Raw genomic sequence first — 23,493 nt, forward strand, 5'->3', positions numbered from 1 at the left:
GTCCGGGACGGGGCCCGCGCCGGACCGGCCGGGCGGGTGGTGCAGATGCTACGGGTGAGACGGGGCGGGCGCGTGCACGTCCCGCCTAGGTGCGGACACCGTCGAGCGCCTCGAGCCTCGCGAGGGCCGCGGGGTCCTCGGCGCTCGCGGCCACGAGCCGGGGCCGGAGGGCGTCGACCGCGTCCTGCAGGCTCACTCCGAGCATGTGGTGGAAGGACCAGTCGTCCTCGGGGTCGAACGCCGGGTCGAGGCTCCGGTCGCGCGGGCGCGGGTCGTTGCCCGTGATGTCCCCCGAGTCGAGGAACGGGATGCCCGGGGTCCGCGGCCCGAAGGTCTCGAAGTCGGTCACGACGGGCCTGCCGTCGAGCATCCAGATGTTGTGCGGCTGCAGGTCGCCGTGCAGGTTGCCCGTGAGGTAGATCTCGAGCAGGACCTCCAGGGTCCACGCCCCCATGTCCACGCGGTCCTCCCGCGAGAGCTGCTGCCCGGCGACGTCGAGCCGGGACTCGTCCGGCAGGCGCGGGACCGTGAACCCGCGGCGGTGCCACCGGACCACGGGCATGCGCCACGGCCGGTCGCCGAAGAGGTCACCCGTGGCCTTCTCGGCGAGGAACGCGTCCTTGCCGACCCGGGTGCGGGCGAAGTACTTCGAGACGGTGGGTCGCCCGCCGGTCGTGGTGTAGACGGTCACCGAGCGGTCGGTGGCCTTGACGAAGGTCGCGCCGACGGGGCTGCCGAAGATGTAGACCATCCGCGCCCGGTCCACGACCCTGCGGACCAGCGAGCGGGGCGGCCCCTCCGCCTGGACGGCAGGCATGCTCATGACGACTCCTCGACTGGTGGTGTGCGGTCGCGGACCCCCACGATCGATCCGGCCACGGTAGCGGTGAGCGCTGCGGCGGGTCCATGGCAGGACGCCGCGGGAGCGGGCGAAATCGGCACGGGCGAGCGTGGCGTCGGTGTCGACGGTCCGCGCCGCGGGCGTGCGCGAGGCCGACCGCGGGCGCGTGCGACGCCTCGTCAGGCCCGGCGGTCCTTGAGCGCGTGGACGGCGGAACGCAGCCGGTGGTACGCGCCCCGCACCACGCGGGACCTGCCCAGGGCCCGTGCCACCGGGCTGCGCTTCGCGGACTGCCACAGCTCGGCCGTCGCGACCTTGAGGGGCGGGTCGGCCATCGGCGTGAGCCGGAAGAGCGCGAGGAACTCGGCGTTGCGGTGCACCGCGGGATCGACGGGCAGCGGCACCGTGAACCCGTGTCCCGCGAGGTACCCGTCGAGCTGGGAGGCCGCGACCTCGTCCTGCGTCAGGGTGCGGGCGACCTGCTCCGGCAGCCCGACGTCGAGAGCGAGCTGCGTGAGCCGCCCGACGTAGGCGGGCTTGACGGCCGGTTTCTGCACCTTGGCGTGGTAGAGCAACGAGAAGAGGTGGTCGTCGTGCCGGGGCACCGCGACCTGGCCGTCCCGCCACTCGCGGCGCGCGAGGATCTCGCGCTGCCACTCGGTGTCGAGGTAGCCGTCGCCCACGTACCGGGTGTCGAAGAAGACCTCCTCGCCCCCGACCAGGGTCCGGAACTGTGCGCCCTCGGGCCCCGGGTACACCTCGGTGGCGTTGAGGACGGCCGCGAGGTCCGTCTGGTCGTCGCACAGCACGTCGATCTCGTGGTCGTCCTCGAGGGAGCCGGGGAGGTCGTCGAAGTTGCGCAGCACGACGTACCGGGAGGTCCAGCGCAGGGTGCGGAACACCTGGTCGAGGCTGTCCCACCCGCGGCTGCCCACGATGTCCTCCGCGAGCACGGACGCGCCCTCGGCCGGCCCCTCCTGCGCGATGATCTCGCGCAGGCGCTCGGGACCCAGGACGAGCGTCGCGTCGCGGAAGAACTCGCGGATGTTGTTGCTCGAGTGGATGCGGTACCCACCCGTGAGCGCGCGGGCCGCGGCCTTGACGCGCGCGACGTTGACGTTGGTGAGCTCGACGTAGCCCGTGACGTTCTGCCGGTAGGAGTAGGCCGGGGCGTGGTCCTCCAGGATCAGCAGGAGGAACGGGCCGGCGCCCACCTCCTCGTGCTTGGGGGACGTGCCCCACAGGGTCTGCCCGTAGAGCCGCTCGAAGTCGTTGACCATCTTCTCGGCGCTCCACCGGACCTCGACCTGCGCGAGGATCGTGAAGTCGGCCGCGACGCGCTCGAGGATCTCGGTCTCGTGCGCCCGGCCCCCGGACCACACGACCAGGAGCTGGAGGTCGCGGTCGTACTGGTGGGCGAACGCGCCGACCTCGGGTGACCACCGGTAGGTCAGGTCCGCGGGGTCGTACGAGGAGACGGGCGTCCGGGCAGGGGGCTCGGTCCGCGCAGGGTCGAGGTCGCTGCCGGGACGGTTCATGGCGCGACAGTAACGCACACCTCGTGCGTGGCGCCGGGCTGCGACGCGCTGGGAGGGGGCTCTCGCCCGGGTGAACTTTGGCGGTCGACCTTCCGCAGGATTCCGCGCCGATGGTTCGATGGGACGTGGTGGCCGCTCCGGGGGTACGTCGCGAGCCGTCGCTCGCCGCGTACGGATCCACCACCAGTGACTCCGGACAGGATCGATCATGACGGCACGCCCCGACGGCCCGCCCCGTCGACCGACGACCGCCCGCCGCAGGATCGCGCGCGTCGTGGCGCCCCTCGTGGTCGCCGGGCTCGTCCTCGCCACGGCCGGTTCGGTCGTCACCGGGGACGTGGGGCCTGCGTCCGCGTCGGCGCCCACGCCCGTCCCGGTCACCGCGGTCCAGGGCGACAGCCGGTCGGAGGGCCGCGCCATCGGCGGCACGGTCGGGCAGGACGTCGCGCCCAACTTCTCGGCCGACGGCGCCGGCCCCGAGACGCCGTCGACCGTGGCGAAGTCGCTCTGGTGGCGATGGACTGCTCCGGCGTCGGGCCCCATCAGCTTCTCGACGAGCGGCAGCGAGCTCGACACGACGGTCGCGGTGCGCCGGGCCTCGGCACCCCGGACCGTGGTCGCGACCAACGACGACGACGGCGACGTCTCGACCTCCCGGGTGACGTTCGACGCGGTCGAGGGCGAGGAGTACCTCGTCGAGGTCGGCACCAAGGCCGGCGAGCCGGGCCTCGTGACGCTGGCCTGGCAGGAGCCGGCCCCGTCGCTCGACGCGGCGCCGAGCGGGCCGAGCGCCCTGGCCGAGACCGCCCTCACGACGACGGCGGTCCCGCTGAGCGGCAACACGGGGGAGAAGCCGCAGTCCAAGCTGTGGTTCGCGCACGACACGTGGTGGGCCGCACTCGCGTCGACGAGCACGACCCCCGCGGGGACGTGGGTCTGGCGCTACGACCAGACCGCTGGGACCTGGACGAACGTCGTGCGGATCTCGGACCGCACCGACGTGCGCGCGGACGTCAAGGTCGTGGGGGACGTCGCGCACGTCCTGCTCCACGGCCCGACGACGGCGCTCGTCTCGGTCGAGTACGTCGCCTCCTCGAACTCCTACCAGCCGTGGTCCCAGCGCCAGACCGCGACCGCGGTCTCGCTGCCGGGCAGCGAGACGGGCACGATCGACGTCGACACGACGGGCCGGCTGTGGCTGGTCTCCGACACGAGCACGAGCATCCAGGCGCGCTACGCCGACTCCCCGTACACGTCGTTCTCGGCCCCCGTCACGGTGGCCTCGGGTGTCCTCGACGACGACATCGGCATGGTCACGGCGCTGCCGGGCGGGAAGATCGGAGTGCTCTGGTCCAACCAGAGCACCGAGCGATTCGGCTTCCGCACGCACGTCGACGGTGCCGCTCCCGCGACGTGGACGGCCGACGAGAAGCCCGCGCAGTCCTCGGCGCTGAACCTCGGCGACGGCATGGCCGACGACCACATGAACGTCGCGGTCGCGTCCGACGGCACCCTCTACGCCGCGGTCAAGACGTCGTACGACTCCCAGGGGGCCACGGTGATCGGACTCCTCGTCCGCCGCCCGAACGGCACGTGGGACCCGATCTACGAGGTCGACCGGCTGGGCACGCGCCCGATCGTCGAGATCGACGAGGTCACGGGCCTCCTGCGCGTCGTCTACACGCACAGCGAGGTCCTCGACGACATCATCGAGAAGGTGACGCCGCTCGCGTCGATCAGCTTCTCCCAGAGCGCCAGGACGGTGCTCGACGGGACGTACAACAACGTCACGGGCGCCAAGCAGAACGTGCAGGGCGCGACGCTCGTCATGGCGGCGTCGAGCTCGACCGCGGGCACGGCCCGGCTGCCGTGGATCGACCCGCGCGGGCCCGTCGCGACGGCTGGTCTCACCGCGACGTCCGTCGGGGTCGCCGCGACCGGGACCCTCAAGGGGTCGTCTCCCGTGGGCGGTGCGCTGACGTTCGAGGTGGTGGCCGCTCCGTCGTCGGGCACGGTGACGGTGACGAACCCCGCCACGGGGGCGTTCACCTACACGCCCGCCGAGGGCTTCGTGGGGGCGACGAGCTTCACGTTCCGGGTCAAGGCTGGGGCGACGTGGTCGAACGTCGCGACCCAGAGCGTGCGAGTCACCGCGGTGGCCGGGGCCCGGGGCACGTGGGAGCTCGACGAGGGCGCGGGCGTGCTCACGGCGGACTCCTCGGGCTGGGGGTTCCAGGGCACGCTGACCGGGGGGACGAGCTGGGTCACGGGCAAGGCGGGCAAGGCCGTGCGTCTCGACGGGTCGACGGGCAAGGTGTCCGTGCCGGACGCGGACGGGTTGGACGTGTCGTCGGCGCTGACGGTGTCGGCGTGGGTGCGTCCGGAGCGGTCGGCGACGCAGTACGTGGTGAAGAAGGCGGTGTCGGGGTCTGCCGACGGTTACGAGCTGGGCATCTCGAGCGCCGGGAAGCCGTTCCTGCGGGTCAACCAGAAGACGTCCGGTGACACGTTCCGGGTCAATGCGACGTCGGTGCTCCCGACGAACGGGACCACGTGGGTGCACCTCGCGGGAACCTATGACGGGCAGCGCCTGCGCATCTACGTCGACGGCGTCGAGCAGGGGTCGATCGCCGGCCCCTCGTCGGTGGGCGTGAACACGCTGCCGCTGACGATCGGCGCGCAGCCTGACGGCCTGTACCCCTTCCAGGGTGCGGTCGACTCGGTGCGCCTGTCCGACCGGGCGCTCACCGCGGCCCAGGTCGCCGAGCTCGTCCAGGGCAGCGGCCCCGTGCCCATGACCCCGGTCGCGACCGACGGGGCCTCCACCACGACGACCGGCACCGCGGTCACGGGCACGCTCGCGGGCAGCTCGCCGAGCGGCGGTGCGCTGACGTTCGAGGTGGTCGCCGCTCCGTCGTCGGGCACGGTGGCCGTGACGAACCCCGCCACGGGGGCGTTCACCTACACGCCCGCCGCAGGCTTCGTCGGGACGACGAGCTTCACGTTCCGGGTCAAGGCCGGGACGACGTGGTCGAACGTCGCGACGCAGACCGTGCGCGTGACCTCGGTCGCGGGGATCCGCGGCCTGTGGGGCCTCGACGAGGGGACCGGGACCACGACCGCCGACTCGTCGGGCTGGGGTCAGAACGGAACACTGTCAGGCGGCATCACGTGGGTGACCGGGGTCGACGGCAAGGCCGTGCGCCTCGACGGGTCGACGGGCACGGTGTCCGTGCCGGACGCGGACGGGTTGGACGTGTCGTCGGCGCTGACGGTGTCGGCGTGGGTGCGCCCCGAGCGCCACGCGACGCAGTACGTGGTGAAGAAGGCGGTGTCGGGGTCCGCCGACGGTTACGAGCTGGGCATCTCGAGCGCCGGGAAGCCGTTCCTGCGGGTCAACCAGAAGACGTCCGGTGACACGTTCCGGGTCAACGCCACCTCGGTGCTCCCGACGAACGGGACGACCTGGGTGCACCTCGCGGGGACGTACGACGGGCAGCGCCTGCGGATCTACGTCGACGGCGTCGAGCAGGGGAACGTCGCCGGTCCTGCGTCGGTGGGCGTCAACACGCTCCCGCTGACGATCGGCGCGCAGCCCGACGGCCTGTACCCCTTCCAGGGCGCGGTCGACCAGGCCCGGCTGTACGACCGGGCGCTCACCGCGGCCCAGGTCGCCGAGCTCGTCCAGGCCGTCCAGCCGCCGGCCGCCCCGCCCGTCGCGCAGGACGTGGTCGCGTCGACCGTGAGCGGGACGCCCGTCACGGGCACGCTCGCGGGCAGCTCACCGAGCGGGGGGACGTTGACGTTCGAGGTGGTGGCCGCTCCGTCGTCGGGCACGGTGACGGTGACGAACCCCGCCACGGGCGCGTTCACCTACACGCCCGCCGCGGGCTTCGTCGGGTCGACGAGCTTCACCTTCCGCGTGGGCGCGAACGGGCTCTGGTCGAACGTCGCGACGGCGTCCGTCCAGGTCGCACCCGCGGGCGGCCTCCGCGGCGCGTGGGACCTCGACGAGGGCATCGGCCTCGCGGCGGCCGACTCGTCGGGCTGGGGCAACGCGGGGGCACTCTCGGGCGGGACGACGTGGGTCACGGCCGGTGGCCGGTCCGCCGTGCGGTTCGACGGCGCGACGGGCAAGGTCACGATCCCTGACGCGAACGCCCTCGACGTCTCGACCGCGCTGACGGTCGCCGCCTGGGTGCGGTCCGAGCAGGTCGCGACGCAGTACGTCGTCAAGAAGGCCGCACCGAGCGCGACCGACGGGTTCGAGCTCGGCCTGTCGAGCGCGGGCAAGGCGTTCCTGCGGCTCAACCAGGCGACGTCGGGCGACACCTTCCGCGTCAACGCCACGTCGACCTACCCGTCCGACGGCACCACGTGGGTGCACCTCGTGGGCACCTACGACGGGCAGCGGATGCGCCTGTACGTCGACGGTGTCGAGCAGGGGAACGTCGCGGGCCCCGCGTCGGTCGGGGTCAACACGCTCCCGCTCCTCCTGGGCGGGCAGCCCGGCGGCACGCTCCCGCTCAAGGGGGCCGTCGACGGCGTGCGGCTCTACGACCGGGCGCTGAGCGCTGCCGAGGTCGCCACGCTCAGGACGCAGACTCCGCCGCCTGCCTGACGTCCCGGGTCGGGGGACGCTCGGCCCGGGAGCGACGCTCGTCCCGGGCCGCGCGGACCCGGCTCGCGAGCACCCGTCGGCCGTGGCCCAGGGCCACGATCTCCCGGAGCAGCAGCTGACCCGGCCAGCGGCCGAGGGCGGCCGTGAAGGACACCGTGCGCAGCCGCGAGGGGTAGAGCTCGTTCTGGTCGGGGTACAGCGACGGGTGCATGCACGAGTCGAGCAGGTCGAGGTCGCCCTGGGCGGCGAACCGCTTGACGGTCAGCAGGCGGCCGAGCACCCCGGGCGCGTGCTGCGCCCACTTCTCGGCGTACTCGTCGTACCAGGCGAACAGGGTGCCTCCGGACCGCAGGAACGCGGCCATGTAGAGGGTCTCGCCCGCAGGCCGCAGGGCAAGGAGCGTCGCGCGCCCCGCAGCGGCGTGCGCCCGGAAGACGTCCACGAACCACTCGGGTCCCTCGCGCAGCCGGGAGAAGCCGACCCCGTTGCGGTCGGGGTCGGCCTTCCAGGTCTCGAGCTCGAACCGGAGGAACTCGGCCGGGTCCTCGACGACCTCGAGCGTCAGCGTGTCGAGCTCGGCCGGGACGCCCGCGGCCTCCGTGAGGCGGCGGGCCCGACGGCGGACGGCCTTGGCGCGCGACCTCGGGAGGTAGCCGAAGCTCCCCGGGGCCTCGACCTCGGCGAAGCGCACCGCGGCGCGTTCGTCGCCGCCCCAGACGTGGAGCGTCGAGCCCTCGTCCGCGAAGGCCCGCTGGAGCGCGGCACCGCCCGGGCCGTCGCCCGAGACGAACGCCATCTCGATGCTCCCGCCGAGCTCGTGCGAGAACCGCCGGAACGCCCGCACGAGGCCGGTCGCGGCGCGCCGGGGGTCGTCCGCTCGCAGGAGCGGGACGCCGAGCGAGGTGAACTGGTTGAGGATCGGCCCGTCGTTGGACGCGTGCCGGTGCGGCCAGCGGCGGTTCGCCGGGACCATCTCGTAGGGCATGAGCGCGAGCCACGAGCCGCCCGACTCGACGACCACCAGGCGCAGGGTGCGGTCCGGGTCGAAGTGCGCGGCGGTCGGGACCAGGAAGTGGGGCCCGTAGAACACGTTGGGCTCGGCGGCGTGATCGGCGAGGTCCCTCCAGCGGGAGACGTCCTCGGGACCGAGGGTGGAGACCGCGACGAGGCGGACGGACAGGCGGGGCGAGTCGTTCGAAGGCATGGGTTCCCGTTCGAGGGGAGGCGGCACGACGTGCCGCACGGCGGAGCGAGCCCTTGCGGGCTGCACGGGGGAGCGGCGGGGGCGAGAGAAGATCCTCGATCGACCCGGAGGGGGAGGAGAGGAGGTGTCAGCGAACCGTCGGGAGGCCCGACGGAGGGCCCTCACCGGGGTGCAGGAGGCCGAGCTCAGGGCCACGGTAGGTCGTGCGGTGGAGGTACACGGGGGCGGCCGGTGCGGGGTCGGAGGACGCGTCGGTCCACGCCCTGCCCGTGTGCCCGAGCGTCGCGGCGAGGATGCCGCGGTCGTTCCATGCCATCGCTCGCCCCCCACCGGGTGTCGTCCCGATCATGACGCGTCCTCGGCAGTCTCGCGCGGCGTGCCCACGACGCGGTCGCGCAGTCGGCGCAGGGTCGGCACCGAGCGCACGAGGAGGCGCGGGAGGAGACCGCGCGTCGCGAGCACGACCCCGACAAGCGTCCGGCGGTCCCGGTAGAGGCCGCTCGGGCCGACGTTCTTGGGGTGCAGGCACGGGTCGAACCGGTCCGCGGTCGTGCTCCCCAGGACGAACTCCTGCTCCACGACACGCCCGATCACGCCGGGGCTGAACCTCGCGAAGCGCTCGTCGTACGTGTCCATGAGGGAGTACAGCGTCCCGCCGGCGCCCAGGAGCATCGACATGTACACCACGTCGTCGCCCGCGACGAGCGTGAGCAGGTGGAGGTTCTTGCGGTCGCGCAGGCCGTCGGTCACGTCGGTGAACCACTCGACGGCTCCCGGGGTCACGTCGAGCGCACCGCCGTCCTGGTCGACGTCGCCCTTCCAGCCCGAGGCCTCGAGGGCGACGAAGTCCTCGAAGGCTCGCGGGTCCGCCCCGCGGTCCTCCATGACGAGCGGCCGTCCGGCCGACTCCTCGAGGCGGCGGGTCAGCCGCTCGACCTGCTTGCGCTTGGAGCGGCTCAGGGCGTCCCGGGGGGCGGGCGCGTCGCTCGCACGGTCCAGGAACGCCCGCTCGAAGCGCGATCGTTCGAGCATCGGGACGCCGGCGCGGTGGCACGCGTCATGGAGGGCGTCGCTCAACGCGCCGTCGCCGGGCAGCAGGGTGAGCTCGACGAGGGGTGGGAAGCCGTTGCGCCGGTCTGCGAGGTAGCCGAGCAGGTGGTCGAGCGCGGTCGCCGCGTGCTCCGTGTCGACGAGGGGTGCGCACAGCGGTGCGTCGTCCTTGAGGAAGGCGCCCGCGGTCGTCGCGTACCGCAGCGGTGTGCCGTGGAACCGCTCGTCACGGCTGAGGGGCAGGAGCGCGATCATCCGGTCGTCGCGCTCGACGACGAGCAGCACGATGCCGGTGGTCCGTGCGAGCCACCGGGACGCCGAGAGCAGGTAGGCGGGGGACAGGAACGGGTTGGGTTCGAGCGCGCGGTCCACGAGGTCGGCCCAGCGCTCTGCCTCGACGGGCGTCACCTCGCCCAGGCGCAGCGTCCTGGCGCGCACGGCGCCGGCCGGGTTCACGCCGGCCACCCGGGGCTGTGGGCCCGGGCGCCACCGAGGGCCTGGTCGAGCCGGGCGCGGGCGTGAGACCAGTCCATCTCGGCCGCGTGCGCGCGCCCGGCCTCCTGGGCGCGGACGAGCAGGGACTCGTCGTCGGCGAGCGCGGCGAGGGTCTCGGCGAGGGCGGCGACGTCGCCGGGGGGCACGAGGATCCCGGCGGTGCCGACGGCCTCGGGGATCCCGCCGATGTCGGAGGCGACGACGGCAGCGCCCGCGGCCATGCCCTCGAGCGCCGTCAGGGCGAAGGGCTCGGCCCAGCGCGAGGGGACCACGACGACGTCGGCGGTGCGCAGGACCTCACGCACCTCGCCGCGGGGGAGGAAACCCGTGAAGGTCGTCGGCACGGTCGTCCCCGCGGAGCGTCGGCGCAGGTCGCGCTCGTAGGGCGTCAGGGGGTCCGCGGCGTCGAAGCCCGCCGCACCGACCACGGTGAGCCGCACGTCGGCGCGCGCGAGGCGCCGGACCGCGTCCACGACGACGTCCACCCCCTTGTCCGGGATGGCGCGACCGACGAACACCACGTGCAGGGCGCCGCCGCGCTCCGAACGGCCCGCCGAGGGCGCGTCGCCGGTCGGCGCGTCGACCCCGTTGTGGACCACGACCACGCGGTCCCGGAGACCGGGCGGGAGCAGCGCCGTCGTCTCGTCGGCCAGGAACGCGCTCACGCACACGATGCGGTGGACCGGCCCGAGCGTGCGGGCCAGCTCGCGGTGGCCGTAGGTGCGCAGGAGCTGGTTGTGCGCGTACAGCACGGGCAGGTGCCGGTCGGCGTCGACGAGCGGGACGAGCTGGGGGGCGTTGTGCGCGAACACGTACGACGGCGGCCAGGCGGCCTGGTCGCGGACGGTCGCCGCGAATGCGCGCCGGGCGCCGTGACGGGGCAGCCCCACGCGTGAGGCGGCCGCGTCGGTGTAGCGCTCCCAACCTCGCGCCGAGGCCTGCGGGTACTCGACGACGTGCGCGCCGTCGTAGCGGTCGGGGTAGGTGCCGCGCGCCACGACGACCGACGACGGCGCGGAGCTCGGGGACGCCCCCTGCACCAGGCCGTCGACGACCGTCGGCACCGCGCTCCCGGTCCGCGGGGAGTAGTGGTCGCCGGGGGTCAGGACATGGACGTGCCCGCGCTCGGGCGGCGTCTGGTCGGACCACTTCATCGGGACCCCTCCTGACCGGGTCAGATCACGTCGGCGAAGCCACGCTCGAGCTTCTGGAAGATCAGTGCGCCACCCGTGAAGGCGAGCCCCGACACCACGACCAGGGCGACGACCTGCCACGCCTCGGGGGCCGCCTGCCCGAGCAGCGACCAGCGGAAGCCCTCGAGCAGCCACGTGAGCGGGTTGATGTTGAAGATCCACAGCAGGTTCGCCGGGACGGCCTCCAACGAGTAGGCGACGGGGGTCGCGTACATGAGGATCTGGACGACCCAGGGCAGGGCGTACCCGACGTCGCGGTACTTGACCATGACGGCCGAGCTCGCGACCCCGATCGCAGCGCCCAGCAGCACGGCCAGCAGCGTCCAGAACGGCAGGAGCAGGATGGGCCACCCGGGGTTGATCCCGTAGACGAACAGCAGGATCACGAACAGCCCGAACGCGACGGCGTAGTCGACGAGGACCGCGAGGATCGTCGAGAGCGGCACGAGCATGCGCGGGAAGAAGACCTTCGACACGAGCGACTGGTTCGCCACGAGCGACGACGACGAGCGGCTCGCGACGCCGCTGAACACGTTCCACGCGAGCTGGCCCGCGAAGGCGAAGATGAAGTAGGGGACGCCGTTGCTCGGCAGGTCCGCGACCTGACCGAACACGATCGCGAAGATCCCGGCCGCGGCGAGCGGCTGCAGGATGACCCAGGCGACACCGATCACGGTCTGCCGGTAGCGCAGCAGGACGTCGCGCCGACCGAAGCTGATCAGGACCTCGCGGGCCTCCCACAGCTCCTTGACCGACGGCAGGTCCCACCGCCCGGGCGGGGTGATCACGGTCTTGCTCATCGTCACCACCTCTCGTACTGGAAGTCGGCCAGGACCATGCCGTGGGTCAGCGCCTCGTCGGACGTGACCTCGGGGTACGGCGGGTTGGGCAGGATCTCGAAGGCTCCCGCGCCCTCCCAGGCGTCGAGGATGCCGGTCTTGCAGACGTACAGGTCGTACGTGTACTTGCCCGGCTTGAGCCACAGGTCCTTGATGGTCAGCGCGCCGCGCTGGGGGACGCTCGGGTCGAGCCACAGGCCGACGAGGCGGGAGTCGCACTGGACGACGATGTTCCCGTTCATGTCGTTGACGTGGCACGAGACGAAGTAGCTGCCGACCAGGTCCGGGTTGGCGCCCACCGCGAACTCGATGACCTTGTCCTCGGTGGGCTCCATGGTCTCCTCGGCGATGGTCGCCTCGGTGAAGCGGAGCTCGCCGGTGCCGGCGCGCCGGGACGCGTCCTGCTGGGCGACGTGGAAGCTCGTGAAGCTGTTGCGGTACTCCGCGAGCGCGTCCTCGACGTTGCCCGCGTAGGTGAGCTTGCCCTGGTCGAGGTAGATCGCCCGGGTGCACAACGCGGAGACGGTCTGCGCCTGGTGGCTCACGTACAGCACCGTGCGACCGTCGCGCGCGACGTCGCGCATCTTGGCGAGCGACTTGGCCTGGAACTCGGCGTCGCCGACCGCGAGGACCTCGTCGATCGCGAGGATCTCGGTCTCGAGGTGCGCCGCCACGGCGAACGCGAGGCGCACGTACATGCCCGACGAGTAGCGCTTGACCGGGGTCTCGAGGAACTTCTCGACGCCCGAGAAGTCCACGATCTCGTCGAAGCGACGCTGGATCTCCTTGCGCCGCATGCCCAGGAGCGTGCCGTTGAGGTAGACGTTCTCCCGACCTGTGAGCTCGGGGTGGAAGCCGGTGCCGACCTCGAGCAGGCTGCCGACCCGCCCGCCCAGCTCGATGCGGCCCGCCGACGGTGCGGTGATCCGGGTCAGGAGCTTGAGGAGCGTGCTCTTGCCCGCACCGTTGCGCCCGATGATGCCCAGCGCCTCGCCCCACGGGACCTCGAAGTCGACGTCCTTGAGCGCCTCGAAGTCCTCGAACTCGGGCTTGTGCAGCGGGTGCTTGACCCGGTTGATCACTGCCTCGGCAGCGGTCGTCGGCCGGAAGCCGCTCTTCGCGATGCGGTAGGACTTGCCCAGGCCCTTCACGGCAACAGCGGGATCCGCCACGGTGTCCCCTTCGGCATGGTGTCCGCGCGATGCGGATCGAGTGGTGGTCGGAGGCGTCTCGACCGGTGAGAACCGGGCCGTCTGCGACACGGGCACACTATCAGCGGGCGCGCGCCGTATCAGGGCCTGGAGCGGGTGGAATTCTCCGACAGCCACGCGACGATCGGTGCGGTCGTGCGTTCCCACGGCAGCTCGTCCATCGCCCAGCGGTAGGTTCGTCGTCCCTCGTCGTCGGCGAGCGCCGGGTCGGGCCCCAGCCGTTCGACGAGCCAGGCGACCCACTCGTCGGTGTCGTTCGTGACGCGCGCGGGGGAGCCCGGGTGCGCGCTCGCACCGTCGGTCGTGGCGATCACGGGGCGCCCGGTCGCGAGGGCCTCGCCGAACTTGACGGGGGCGCCGACCCCCGCGCGCACGGGGACCCCGACCACGCGCGAGACCGCCGTGAGGTCGGACAGCGCGGGGACGCGCCCGAGCGCGCGGAAGCCCTCGATCTCGGCGAACCGCGCGGGGGTGCCGTTCCCCGCGACGTGCCACTCGGCGTCGGGCACGGCCTCGCGCACGCGGGGCCACACGTCCTTGGCGAACCACGCGATCCCGGCGGTGTTCGGGGTCCAGGACCAGTTGCCGAACATGCCGACGACGGGCGGCGGCGCGGCGGCAGGGGGCCGCGGCCACTCGGACTCGTCGATCCCGTGCGGGGCGACGATCCGCTGCGCGGTCCCGCCGTCCGGCAGGCGGTCGAGCTCGGCGGGCGAGCAGACGGACACGGCCGACGCGTCGCGCAGGACGCGGTCCTCGATCTGGCGGAACGTGGCGGCCTCACGGGTCCTGCCGTACCGGGACAGCCAGGGGCTCATGACGTTGTGGACGTCGACCAGGACGGGGACGCCGAGCCTGCGCCCTGCTCCGCGCAGCAGCGCCCAGGACTCGAGGTGGGCCACGATCACCTGGTCGTACCGACCCGAGCGCGCGCGACGGCGCGCGAGGAAGTAGCGGGTCGGGTGGGGGAGGCGCTTGTGGAGGAACGGCGCGAAGCGCTCGACGGTCGCGATCTCCCGCAGGGTCGTGTCGTCCTGGTCCCCGGCGAGCGTCATGACGTGGACCGACCAGCCCGCGCGGACCAGGGCACGGATCTGGAAGTACTGGCGTCGTTGGCCGCCCTGACCGTCGCGGTCGGGGGTCTCGTTGCTGAGCCACAGGACCGAGCCCCGGGCACGGGCGGCGTCGGGCGGGTCCGTGTCCATGCGGTCAGCGTAGGGGATGGCCCCCTGCCCGGACGGTTCCGCGGTGGGGGTGAAATCCGCGGGGGATCGCCCCGCCCGACGGGGGTGCCGGACGTACGATCGACCCTTGGCCCACCCTTCCGGGCCCGACGGGAGCACCGACGTGACCGACCCGCCAGCACAGATCGACCCCACCCCCTGGTACCGACGACGCCGGGCCTGGGTGGTCGGCGTCGCGGGGACGGTCGTGGTCGTCACGGCGGCGGCGCTGGTCGTCCGCGCGGTCGGTGACGGAGCGGCCGCGGACCCCGGGGCGTCCGGGGCGCCCATGCCCACGGTCGTCAGTGCGAGCGAGCCTGGGGCGGCCCCGGTGTGCGGGTTCCCCGTGGTCGACAAGATCACGCACGACGGCGTCGACCCGGCCGACCTGGGCGGTCGCCGGGACGTCGTCGACGACGTCGCGACCCTGACGGACGGCACGGTGCTCTCGATGCGGGTCCGTGACGGGCTCGCCTACGTCCTGGAGTGGGACAGGTCGAACGCCTACCGCGTGACCCGCTACGACGTGACGACGGGCGAGGCGAAGGGCACGACGGACTTCGAGCTGCAGCTCGACGAGGGCAACGAGGCGTTCAGCCCCGAGCAGTTCGAGGTCGACGCCGACGGCGGGATCTACTTCCTCGACACGCTCATGCAGCGCCGTGACCTGGTCCGCTTCGAGCCCGACGGCACCCGGTCCTGGACGACGCACCTGCCCGAGGGCGACCAGACCGAGGGCGGGGTCCTCGACCTGTACGGCATGGCGATGTGGGACGACCTCGACGGGCGGCCCGTGATCGGGGTGCACGAGACCGAGCGCACCCTGCACCTCGTGGGGACCGACGGGAAGATCGTCGGCACGCGGGACGACTTCCCGGGCCAGGTGCTGGGACAGCTCCCGGACGGCGGGCTGGTGCTCGAGTCGTCGGGGAAGTCGGACGCGGGGGCCACCGACGACCTGACGGTCCTCGACCAGGACGGTGCCGAGGAGCTGCACCTCGGTGCGACCGCGAACGGCAGGTGGGCGTTCGCCAAGCCGTCGCAGCACTGGTTCGACTCCGTGGTCGGCGTCGCGCCGGCCCCCGACGGCGACGGGCTCGTGGTGATCGAGGACGGTCTCGGGTTCGAGCACGTGGGCGCGGACGGCGTCCGCCGCGGCGTGTGGCCCGACGCGCGCGCCGACCTCGACGCGGACTTCACGCTCCTCGACGGGTCGCCCCTCGTGCTCGACGACGGCACGTACTACGCGCTGACGACGAGCGAGGGGGCCGTCGCGCTCACCGCCGTCACGACCGACCGCATGGCCTACCAGCTCGGCGCACCCGTGAAGTACAACGCGATCAACGACGGGTTCCTCTCGGTCATGGGCGCGGGGGCCGGGCTCGTGACGGACGAGGTCTACAACTACTTCCCGCCGGGCGAGGAGCCCGCGGTCCGCCTGAGCCTCGACGACTCGTGGGGACGCTGGGCCGACCGGTACGAGCTGCGCTTCCAGGTGCGCGGAGACCCGCGGGTGTTCGACCCGGTCGTGGGTGACGAGCAGGTCGTCGACCTCCCTGCCGACGGCGGGGACGTGCCCGTGACGCTGCCCGCCACGCGGCCCGGGGTCTACGAGGTCGACGCGGCGCTGGTCGACCGCGAGAGCGGTGACCCGGTCTCGGGGACGTGCCTGCGCTACACGGTCGGGGCCCCCGGCGCCCCGCTCGACCTCGCCGGCCTGGCCGACGGCGCCGACTGGGGCGGGGCCTCCGTCCTGCGCGGGGTGCAGCTCGCCGACCAGCTCGGCGTGGGCAGCTTCCGCTGGCAGCTCGACTTCGGGGCGATCGTCGCCGACCCGACCGGCACCCCGAGCGCCGAAGGGTTGGTCTGGGACTCGCTCCCGAGCGCCGGCATGCCCGAGCCCGAGGAAGGGGCCGAGCCCGACCCGTTCGCCGAGCTCAAGGCCGCTGCGGCGCTCGCGGAGGCCACCGGCGTCACGCTGACGCTGCAGCTCGGGTCCGGCGGCGAGGCCGAGCGGGCCGCTGTCGACGCGGGCACCTGGGAGGGCTGGTCACGCGAGATCGTCGCGGCGATCGCTCAGGAGGCGCCGGGGATCGTGGCCTGGCAGCCGTGGAACGAGCCCAACAACACGGGCTTCGACGACGGCGCGCAGTACGAGGAGCAGATCGGTGCGCCCTTCGCGGCCGGGGCGCGCGCGGCGTTCCCGGGCGTCCGGATCGTCGGCGGGAACACCCTGGGCATCGTGCCCGACTGGTGGGCCGCGCTCGTCGAGGCCGGCGGGTGCGCCTCGATGGACGTCGTCGGGATCCACCCCTACACGGGCCTCAACCGCTCGTGGGAGGAGCAGGGGTTCTCGCAGCCGGGCGACGACCTGGACGCGCTGCGCGAGGCCCTCGCCCCGTGCGGGGACCTGCCCGTCTGGGACACCGAGTCCGGCTGGTGGTCCGACGGCGTCGCGAACTTCTGGGCGGGCGGCTCGGACGTCGCGCGCAAGCTGCTCTGGTACGGGTCCGAGGGGATCGACGAGTGGACGTACTTCTTCTCCGAGGGTGGCTTCGGGGAGTCGGGCAACTCGTGGTCGCTCGTCCAGTACGGCAGCTACGTCAAGCCGTCCGGGGCGGCGTTCGCCGCGACCTCGGCCCTGCTCGCCCCTTATGGGGCGCCCACTTTCGTCGAGACGGGCGCGCCCGGCACGTTCGCGGCCTCGGCCGTGGGACCGGCGGGCGAGAAGCTGCTCGCGGTCTGGGGCGACGACCTGTCGACCACGCTGCGCGTCACGGCCGACGGCGGACCGGGCACGCTGCGGATGGTCGACCAGTACGGGGCCGAGACGAGCGTCGAGGTCGGTGCGGACGGTGCCGACCTCCCGGTCACGGGAGCGCCCGTCTTCCTCGTGGGTGCGCCGGGCCAGGCGCTCGCGGTCGAGGCCACCCGGCCGTTCGGCCCCGCCCTCCTGGCCGGGCGGCCCGTCACGGCCACCTCGACCCACGAGGAGGCCGACGCCCAGGTCGTGACGTCCGGGACGTTCGACGTGCGTGACCCGTGGCGCTCCGGTCGCCTCGCGGACGACGTCGTCGACGAGAACCCGTCGGTGACCGTGACGACCGACGGGCCGCAGACGATCGACCGCATCGGTGTCGCGACGGCCGGGATCCGGTGCTGCAGCATGGGTCTGCGGGACTACACGGTCTCGGTCCAGCTGCCCGACGGCACCTGGCAGGACGTCGCCCAGCAGAAGGACCAGTTCGCGGACCGGGTCGCCGTGTTCGAGATCGACCCGGTCGAGGTCACCGCGGTGCGCGTCTCGGTGCCCATGACGACCGAGCGGGGAGTGCCCGTGCTCGCGGCGAACTACTCGGGCGTCGTGGGCGGGCTGCACCCGTCGTTCCTGCCGCTCACCACCGAGAGCGCCTACGTCGCGACCGTGAGCGCGCTCCAGGCCTGGGGCCCAGGAGCCTGACCCGCGTCAGCGCGCGGCCACGCTCCGCCACACGGCCGCGTGCTGCGCCGCGCTGCGCTCCCACGTGAAGTCGGCCGAGCGGACCCGGCCGCGCTCGACCATGGCCGCGACCTCCGGGTCGTCCGAGAGCGCGAACAGGGTCGCCTGGGCGATCTCGTCGGGCGTCGGGTCCACGAGCAGCCCGCCGTCGCCCACGACCTCGGGCAGCGAGCTCGTGCGTGCCGCGACCACGGGCACCCCCGCGGCCATGCCCTCGAGCGCGGGCAGACCGAAGCCCTCGTAGTGCGAGGGGACCACGACGACGGCGGCGCCCGCGACCAGACCCGGCATGACGTCGTCGGGCAGGCGGCCCACGAGGCGCGTGCCCGCGAGCGCACCGAACAGCGCGTCGCGCCGGGCGTTTCGCGGACCGCTCATGACGAGCGTCAGGTCCGGGCGGGCGCTGTGGACCAGCGGCCACGCCGCGGCGAGGCTCTCCAGGTTCTTGCGCCGCGAGGCGCCGCCCGCGTGCAGCACGTACGGGCCGGTGATGCCCAGCGCGTCGAGCGCCGCGGCGTCGAGGGGCGGGGTGTGGAAGTAACGCTCGTCGACCCCGTTGTAGGCGACGTGCGGGCGCTCGACGCCGAGCAGCTCGGCGATCTCGTCGGCGCTGAACTCGGAGACGGTGACGACGGCTGCAGCGCGCCGGGCCTCCTCGGCGGCTGCGCGCACCGGGCGGGACTCGTCGTCGAACCGCCAGGACACCACGTCCTGGATGGTCACCACGTCGCGCGTCGGGTGCGGGGGCAGCTCGAGCCCGACGCGGTGCACGACGGCGCCGCGGGGGTAGACGACCCGGCCCGCGGCCCGGCGCAGCGCGGGTGAGGCGGTGCCGAGGCGGGAGAGCGGGAGGCGGAGCGTGCCGGGCAGGGGCGAGCGCAGGGAGCGGGCGACGGTGCGCCGCACGGTCCAGTCCTCGGCCCCTGCGGGAGCCTGTGTCGCGGTGGGTGAAACCGTGCCCGAGGAGGGTGCGGAGAGGGCTCGGGCCGCCCGGGTGGCGACCTCCTCCTGATAAACTTGCGCGCCCATGGGCACCTCAACCGCGACGGTCGCGATCACCAGCTGCGGCATGCGGGGAGTCCGTTCTCTCGCGGCACGGGAAGAGCCCCACTCTAGCGGCGCGCGGCGCCCCGACCACGGTCTCCAGGGGGCGAAATGAGTCCCCGCACCGCGCTGGTCACCAGCTCCTACGCGCCCCGCACGGGCGGCGTCGAGACCCACGTCCAGCACGTCGCGCGCGTGCTCGCCGCCCGCGGCGAGACGGTCGAGGTGTGGGCCGTCGACCAGGGCGAGCACCTCGGGACCCGCGTGCTCGACGGCGTCACGGTCCGCTACCTGCCGACCCCCCAGCCCTCGCGCGGCGCTCGCGGCGTCCTGTCCTTCGCGGTCCGCTGGCCCGCGGCCGCCTGGCGATGGTCCCGCGCGTACCGCTCGCTGCGCCCGGACGTCCTGCACGTGCAGTGCTTCGGCCCCAACGGCGTCTACGCCACGGCCCTGGGGCGCGTCACCCGCACGCCGCTCGTCGTCAGCTCGCACGGTGAGACGTTCGCCGACGACCACGACGCGCTCGGCACGTCCTGGTGGATGCGCACCTGGTTCGGCGCGGCCCTCGCCCGCGCGGACGCCGTGACGGGCTGCTCGACGATCGTCACCGAGGACCTGGCCGAACGCTTCGGGTACGAGGGCGCCGTCGTCGTGCCGAACGGGGTGGAGCTCGGGGCGCCGGCCACGGACCCGGCGCGCCCCCCGGCTCCCCGCACGGGACCCGCGGACCCGCCCGACGCCGTCGGGCCTCCCGTGCTGCTCGCGGTCGGCCGCGTCGAGCACGTCAAGGGCTTCGACCTGCTGCTCGAAGCCTTCGCGGCGTCGGACCTCAAGGACCGGGCCCGGCTCACGATCGTGGGCGACGGCTCGGAGCTCGCGGAGCTGCGGCGTCGGGCGCGGGCTCTCGGGGTCGAGGACCGCGTGTCCTTCCCCGGGATGCTGGGGCCGGACGCCGTCGCCGAGGCGCTCGCGGCGGCCACGGTCGTGGTCGTGCCGAGCCGCAAGGAGGCCGCGTCGATCGTGGTCCTCGAGGCCTGGCGGGCCGGGCGCCCCGTGGTGGGCACCGTGCTCGGGGGGCCTCGCACGCTCCTCACCGACGGTGTGGAGGGCCTGCTCGTCGACCCCCGGGACGCCGCGGCGCTCGCAGGGGCGATCGGGTCGCTGCTCGACGCACCCGACGTCGCGGCCGCGCTCGGGGCCGCGGGCCGCCGCGAGGTCGAGGGCTACACCTGGGAGGCCGTCGTGGACCGGTACGACGACGTCTACGAGCGTGTCCTGAGATCCCGTGCGGCCCGGCGAGCGCGCGCGCCGAGGTAGAACCTCCTGCACGAGGTAGACCCCTGCGGGTACTACCTCGACGCAGGACGTTCTACCTCGCGAGCCACGCGCTGGCGCTGCGTGAGCGCGAGCACCAGACACGTGAGCGCCCCCACGAGCGCGAGGGACGCGACGACGTCGCTCGGGCGGTGCGCGTGCTCGAGCAGCGAGGCGACGCACGCCACGAGGCTCACGACCACGGCCCACGCCACGAGAGCCCCCGAGCGACGGGGCCAGAGGAACAGGACCGCGACGCACAGCGCGGCCGTCACCGCGACGTGCCCCGAGGGCAGGGTGTTCTGGGGGTAGGCCAGGTCGGCGAGGTCCGGCCGGTCGAGCGCCCCGTCGCGGAGCCAGCGGGCGAGCGGGACCGTGACGGCCACGACGGCCACGGCACGCGCGGCGTCCCGCCACCGGCGGGCCCGCAGCGCGAGCACCCCGAGGACCGCGCACACGACCCCGAGCGCCACGGGCAGGGCCGGTCGCAGGACCTGCGCGAACGACCCGAGGAACGGGTTGAGCTGCTGCCACGAGACGAACGCGCCGTTGTCGAGCTGCTGCCCCGCGAGCGTGCGGACGGTCACGACGTAGGTCACGGTGAACACCGCGCCGAGCACCAGCGCCCCGGCGAGCAGGAGCGGGACGCGGGCCGACCGCCCGAGGCGGGTGCCGACGTCGTGCAGCGCGTCCGTGGTCACGGGCAGGCCTTCCTGGGAGTGCGTCGGGCGGCGCCTGGGGAGCGCCTGACGGGTGGCTGACGAGCGTCCACGGACACCCGACGGGCACTGTCGGACGACGGCGGCGCGGCGTGGGGAATCCGGTCGGGTGAAATCAGTGCTCCCACTGTGGCCCCGGCGTCGTTCGGTGTCTACCGTCGTACTGCAGATGCCCCGGGCACCGATCTCGCGAGGTCCGGGGAAAGCGATCGCCCGACGACAGAGGGTCCTTCATGGCACGGAGCCGTGTGCTGAGCATCATCGACCTGACGGATCAGGAGATCGAGGCGTGGCGGGCGCTCGCAGCCCGCGCCGCCGAGCCCAACCCGTACTTCGAGCCCGAGATGCTGGTGCCCGCGGTGCGCGAGCTCAGCGGCGGGTCCGACCTGCGGCTCCTGGTCGTCGAGGGCGACCTCAGCGGTGTCGAACCCGGCGGCTGGTGGGCCGCGCTCCCGTTCGAGATGGTCCCGGGCGACAAGCACTGGCCGTGGCGGCACGCCTCGACCGGGTCGGACTTCCTGGCGCTGTACTGCCCGCTGGGCACACCGCTGGTCGACGGCGCGCGCGTCGACGAGGCCGTCGAGGCGCTGGTCGACGCGTTCCACGAGCGACGCCGCGAGCTCGGGCAGGCGATCGACCTGCACCTGCTGTCCCGCGACGGGCGGGCCAACCAGCGCCTCGAGGAGGTGTGCCGGGAGCGCGGCATCCCCGTGCACTCGTGGGGCGGCGACCCCCGGGGCGCGGTCCGGTTCGACGAGGGGGAGTCGGGGAGCTGGGCCGAGCGCATGCCTCGCGGCAAGTCGCTCGCGCGCGGTCGCCGGCGCCTCGAGCGCGCGGTGGGCGAGACCCTGGTCCTGGAGGACAGGGGGGACGACCCCGAGATCGCGAAGGCGTTCCTCGACTTCGAGCAGCAGGGGTGGAAGGGCGACGCGTCGCGCGGCGGCATGGGGTTCCGGAGCCGTCGCGGCGGGCAGGAGTGGTTCACGCAGATGCTCGCCGGCTTCGCCGAGACCGGGCGGGCGCACGTGTTCGCGCTCGTCGCCGGCGGGGTCCTGCTGCACATGGCCGTGATCGTGTGCACGGGGTCCACGGCGTTCGGCTACTTCGACGTGTACAGCGAGGAGTGGGCGCGGTACGGGCCGGGCGCGATCGGGCGCGTGATGGCGTTGTCGTGGCTCGACGAGAACTCCGACGTCGAGGTGTTCGACAGCTCGATGAACCCCTCGCTCTACAAGGACGCGACGGACCTGTTCCCCGACCGGCTCACGATGGTCTCGTCGACCGTCGTCACGGGGAGCGTGGTCGCGCGCCTGACCATGCGGGTCATGCGCGCGGCGGCGCGCGTGGTGCGGCGCGTCCGGTGACGACCTTTGCGGGCGCCCCGGGCCGGGCCCGGGCGACGGGGGCTGGTGTGACGAGCAGGATCGTGCGCGTGGCCGACCTGGGCGGCGAGGACCTCGCGGCCTGGCAGCGCCTGGCGGACTCCTCGCTCGAACCCAACCCCTACTTCGAGCCCGCCGTCCTGGGGGCGGCCGCGCGCGGGATGGGGGGCGGGCGCGCGGTCAGGGCGCTCGTCGTGTCCGACGGGTCGGGCTGGCTCGCGTTCCTCCCGTTCGAGACGGTGGGCCGCGACCGGTTGTGGCCCGCGCGGCACGCGAGCCTCGACGGGCCGTTCGTCGAGCGGTTCGCGGCGCTGCGTGCGCCGCTCGTGGACGCGGCCCGCCCGCGGCTGGCGGTCGCGTCGCTGGTCGCGGCGCTCCATGCCCGACGGCGAGCGCTCGGCCAGGCGGTCGACCTCCCGTTGCTGAGGGCGTCGGGGGAGACGACGACGCTGCTGCTGGAGGCCTTCGCGCGTGCGGGCATGCCGGTGCGGGAGTGGGACCGGATCTCGCGGGGTGCGCTCGTGCCGGGGCCGGGGCCGGGGCCGGGGCCGGGGCCGGGGCCAGGCCAGGAGGCGGAGGCGGGCGACGTGCTCGGTCCGCAGCTGTCCGCCTCGCGGCGCAAGAACCTCCGCCGCGGCCGGCGACACCTCGTCGAGGAGCTCGGGCAGGAGCTGCGGATCGTCGACGCGACCGCGGAACCGGGGATCGTCGAGCAGTTCCTCGACCTGGAGGCCGCGGGCTGGAAGGGCGACCGGGCCAAGGGCGGTGAGGCCCGGCGCGTGGTGCCCGGCGCCGCGGAGTGGTTCGCGGGGCTGGTCGAGGCGTACCGCGAGCGAGGTGAGGCGCACGTGCTGCGGGTCGGCCCGTCCGGGGCACCGGTGTACCTCGCGGTGCGCGTCCGGCGCGGCGGCGTGGTCTTCTCGATCTCCGACGCCTACGACCCGGCCTGGTCGGCGCACTCACCCGGGGCGTGGGGACGACTGCTCGGGATGCGGCTGCTGGCCGAGGTGCCGGGGACCGTGCTCGTGGACAGCTGCATCGACCCGCGCCGGTACCCCGACGAGACGCTGCTCTACCCCGACCGCGTGGACCTGGTCTCGGTCACGTGCGCCGTGGGGAGCTGGCCGTCGCGCGTACTTCTGTCAGCGATCGTGGCGGCGGGGCGGGGCCGTAGGTGGCTGCGGGAGCGGCGGGCCGAGGGGCCGCGCCGCCGTGGGCGAACCACCGCGCCCCCTGTCACCCCCTCGGCGTAACCTGGTGCTCGCACCCTCAGCCCGGACCGTCTTCACCTCGGTCCGGGCCGCTCGTGCTGTTCCGGCG

16 protein-coding genes are annotated in these 23,493 nt (G+C 73.8%); 5 read left to right on the plus strand and 11 right to left on the minus strand.

The window, feature by feature from the left end:
- Nucleotides 1-85: 85 nt before the first annotated feature.
- Both H9652_RS04545 and H9652_RS04550 read right to left on the minus strand, forming a co-directional pair.
- Complete coding sequence (locus tag H9652_RS04545) at nucleotides 86-823, minus strand: BUD32 family EKC/KEOPS complex subunit (protein ID WP_191795074.1); 738 nt, start codon at nucleotides 821-823, stop codon at nucleotides 86-88.
- 197 nt (nucleotides 824-1,020) lie between these two features.
- Nucleotides 1,021-2,379 carry a hypothetical protein gene (locus H9652_RS04550; RefSeq protein WP_191795075.1) on the minus strand — a complete coding sequence of 453 codons (1,359 nt, stop codon included), beginning with the start codon at nucleotides 2,377-2,379 and terminating at the stop codon, nucleotides 1,021-1,023.
- Nucleotides 2,380-2,587: 208 nt separating this feature from the next.
- Here H9652_RS04550 and H9652_RS04555 point away from each other — a divergent pair, with 208 nt between their 5' ends.
- Nucleotides 2,588-7,000 (plus strand): LamG-like jellyroll fold domain-containing protein, encoded by a 4,413-nt coding sequence (locus H9652_RS04555; protein WP_191795077.1) that lies wholly within the window; start codon nucleotides 2,588-2,590, stop codon nucleotides 6,998-7,000.
- Here H9652_RS04555 and H9652_RS04560 read toward each other — a convergent pair.
- The 7 genes from H9652_RS04560 to H9652_RS04590 form a co-directional block, all read right to left on the minus strand.
- Nucleotides 6,972-8,204: a GNAT family N-acetyltransferase gene (locus tag H9652_RS04560; RefSeq protein ID WP_191795078.1), complete on the minus strand. Its 1,233-nt coding sequence runs from the start codon at nucleotides 8,202-8,204 to the stop codon at nucleotides 6,972-6,974. The two genes, H9652_RS04555 and H9652_RS04560, sit on opposite strands and share 29 nt — an antisense overlap.
- Before the next feature lie 127 nt (nucleotides 8,205-8,331).
- A complete protein-coding gene (locus H9652_RS04565; protein WP_191795080.1) occupies nucleotides 8,332-8,520 on the minus strand; it encodes a hypothetical protein in 189 nt (62 codons plus the stop codon).
- Between the two features lie 29 nt (nucleotides 8,521-8,549).
- Complete coding sequence (locus H9652_RS20200; RefSeq protein ID WP_191795082.1) at nucleotides 8,550-9,710, minus strand: GNAT family N-acetyltransferase; 1,161 nt, start codon at nucleotides 9,708-9,710, stop codon at nucleotides 8,550-8,552.
- Nucleotides 9,707-10,903, minus strand: coding sequence for a glycosyltransferase family 4 protein (locus tag H9652_RS04575; protein ID WP_191795084.1), 1,197 nt, complete (start codon nucleotides 10,901-10,903; stop codon nucleotides 9,707-9,709). Before H9652_RS04575 ends, H9652_RS20200 begins: the two co-directional genes overlap by 4 nt.
- 20 nt (nucleotides 10,904-10,923) lie before the next feature.
- Nucleotides 10,924-11,742 (minus strand): ABC transporter permease, encoded by an 819-nt coding sequence (locus tag H9652_RS04580; RefSeq protein ID WP_056764177.1) that lies wholly within the window; start codon nucleotides 11,740-11,742, stop codon nucleotides 10,924-10,926.
- Nucleotides 11,743-11,744: 2 nt separating this feature from the next.
- Nucleotides 11,745-12,953, minus strand: coding sequence for an ABC transporter ATP-binding protein (locus tag H9652_RS04585; protein WP_191795086.1), 1,209 nt, complete (start codon nucleotides 12,951-12,953; stop codon nucleotides 11,745-11,747).
- A gap of 119 nt (nucleotides 12,954-13,072) precedes the next feature.
- Nucleotides 13,073-14,197 carry a glycosyltransferase family 4 protein gene (locus H9652_RS04590; protein WP_191795088.1) on the minus strand — a complete coding sequence of 375 codons (1,125 nt, stop codon included), beginning with the start codon at nucleotides 14,195-14,197 and terminating at the stop codon, nucleotides 13,073-13,075.
- A 106-nt stretch (nucleotides 14,198-14,303) separates the two neighbouring features.
- Here H9652_RS04590 and H9652_RS04595 point away from each other — a divergent pair, with 106 nt between their 5' ends.
- Nucleotides 14,304-17,675 carry a hypothetical protein gene (locus tag H9652_RS04595; protein WP_191795089.1) on the plus strand — a complete coding sequence of 1,124 codons (3,372 nt, stop codon included), beginning with the start codon at nucleotides 14,304-14,306 and terminating at the stop codon, nucleotides 17,673-17,675.
- 6 nt (nucleotides 17,676-17,681) lie between these two features.
- Here the strand turns inward: H9652_RS04595 and H9652_RS04600 are convergent, their stop codons facing one another.
- Nucleotides 17,682-18,785: a glycosyltransferase family 4 protein gene (locus tag H9652_RS04600; RefSeq protein ID WP_191795091.1), complete on the minus strand. Its 1,104-nt coding sequence runs from the start codon at nucleotides 18,783-18,785 to the stop codon at nucleotides 17,682-17,684.
- Between the two features lie 84 nt (nucleotides 18,786-18,869).
- Here H9652_RS04600 and H9652_RS04605 point away from each other — a divergent pair, with 84 nt between their 5' ends.
- On the plus strand, nucleotides 18,870-20,075 hold the full coding sequence (locus H9652_RS04605; RefSeq protein WP_191795092.1) for a glycosyltransferase family 4 protein: 1,206 nt from the start codon (nucleotides 18,870-18,872) through the stop codon (nucleotides 20,073-20,075).
- 32 nt (nucleotides 20,076-20,107) lie between these two features.
- On the opposite strand, the gene H9652_RS20205 is transcribed toward H9652_RS04605, so the two are convergent.
- Complete coding sequence (locus H9652_RS20205) at nucleotides 20,108-20,773, minus strand: phosphatase PAP2 family protein (RefSeq protein ID WP_191795094.1); 666 nt, start codon at nucleotides 20,771-20,773, stop codon at nucleotides 20,108-20,110.
- 251 nt (nucleotides 20,774-21,024) lie between these two features.
- On the opposite strand from H9652_RS20205, the gene H9652_RS04615 reads away from it, so the two are divergent.
- The gene (locus H9652_RS04615; RefSeq protein WP_191795096.1) at nucleotides 21,025-22,155 is read left to right on the plus strand and encodes a GNAT family N-acetyltransferase; all 1,131 of its coding nucleotides are present in this window, start codon (nucleotides 21,025-21,027) and stop codon (nucleotides 22,153-22,155) included.
- A gap of 68 nt (nucleotides 22,156-22,223) precedes the next feature.
- Nucleotides 22,224-23,426 carry a GNAT family N-acetyltransferase gene (locus tag H9652_RS04620; RefSeq protein WP_191795097.1) on the plus strand — a complete coding sequence of 401 codons (1,203 nt, stop codon included), beginning with the start codon at nucleotides 22,224-22,226 and terminating at the stop codon, nucleotides 23,424-23,426.
- The last annotated feature ends 67 nt before the right edge of the window (nucleotides 23,427-23,493 follow it).

The organism is Oerskovia rustica (assembly GCF_014836555.1).
GTDB classification, from domain to species: Bacteria; Actinomycetota; Actinomycetes; order Actinomycetales; family Cellulomonadaceae; genus Oerskovia; species Oerskovia rustica.

Coding starts and splice junctions, on each gene's coding strand:
- H9652_RS04545 (WP_191795074.1), bottom strand. CDS start 823: ATGAGCATGCCTGCCGTCCAGGCGGAGGGGCCGCCCCGCTCGCTGGTC.
- H9652_RS04550 (WP_191795075.1), bottom strand. CDS start 2,379: ATGAACCGTCCCGGCAGCGACCTCGACCCTGCGCGGACCGAGCCCCCT.
- H9652_RS04555 (WP_191795077.1), top strand. CDS start 2,588: ATGACGGCACGCCCCGACGGCCCGCCCCGTCGACCGACGACCGCCCGC.
- H9652_RS04560 (WP_191795078.1), bottom strand. CDS start 8,204: ATGCCTTCGAACGACTCGCCCCGCCTGTCCGTCCGCCTCGTCGCGGTC.
- H9652_RS04565 (WP_191795080.1), bottom strand. CDS start 8,520: ATGGCATGGAACGACCGCGGCATCCTCGCCGCGACGCTCGGGCACACG.
- H9652_RS04575 (WP_191795084.1), bottom strand. CDS start 10,903: ATGAAGTGGTCCGACCAGACGCCGCCCGAGCGCGGGCACGTCCATGTC.
- H9652_RS04580 (WP_056764177.1), bottom strand. CDS start 11,742: ATGAGCAAGACCGTGATCACCCCGCCCGGGCGGTGGGACCTGCCGTCG.
- H9652_RS04590 (WP_191795088.1), bottom strand. CDS start 14,197: ATGGACACGGACCCGCCCGACGCCGCCCGTGCCCGGGGCTCGGTCCTG.
- H9652_RS04600 (WP_191795091.1), bottom strand. CDS start 18,785: ATGCCGCAGCTGGTGATCGCGACCGTCGCGGTTGAGGTGCCCATGGGC.
- H9652_RS04605 (WP_191795092.1), top strand. CDS start 18,870: ATGAGTCCCCGCACCGCGCTGGTCACCAGCTCCTACGCGCCCCGCACG.
- H9652_RS04615 (WP_191795096.1), top strand. CDS start 21,025: ATGGCACGGAGCCGTGTGCTGAGCATCATCGACCTGACGGATCAGGAG.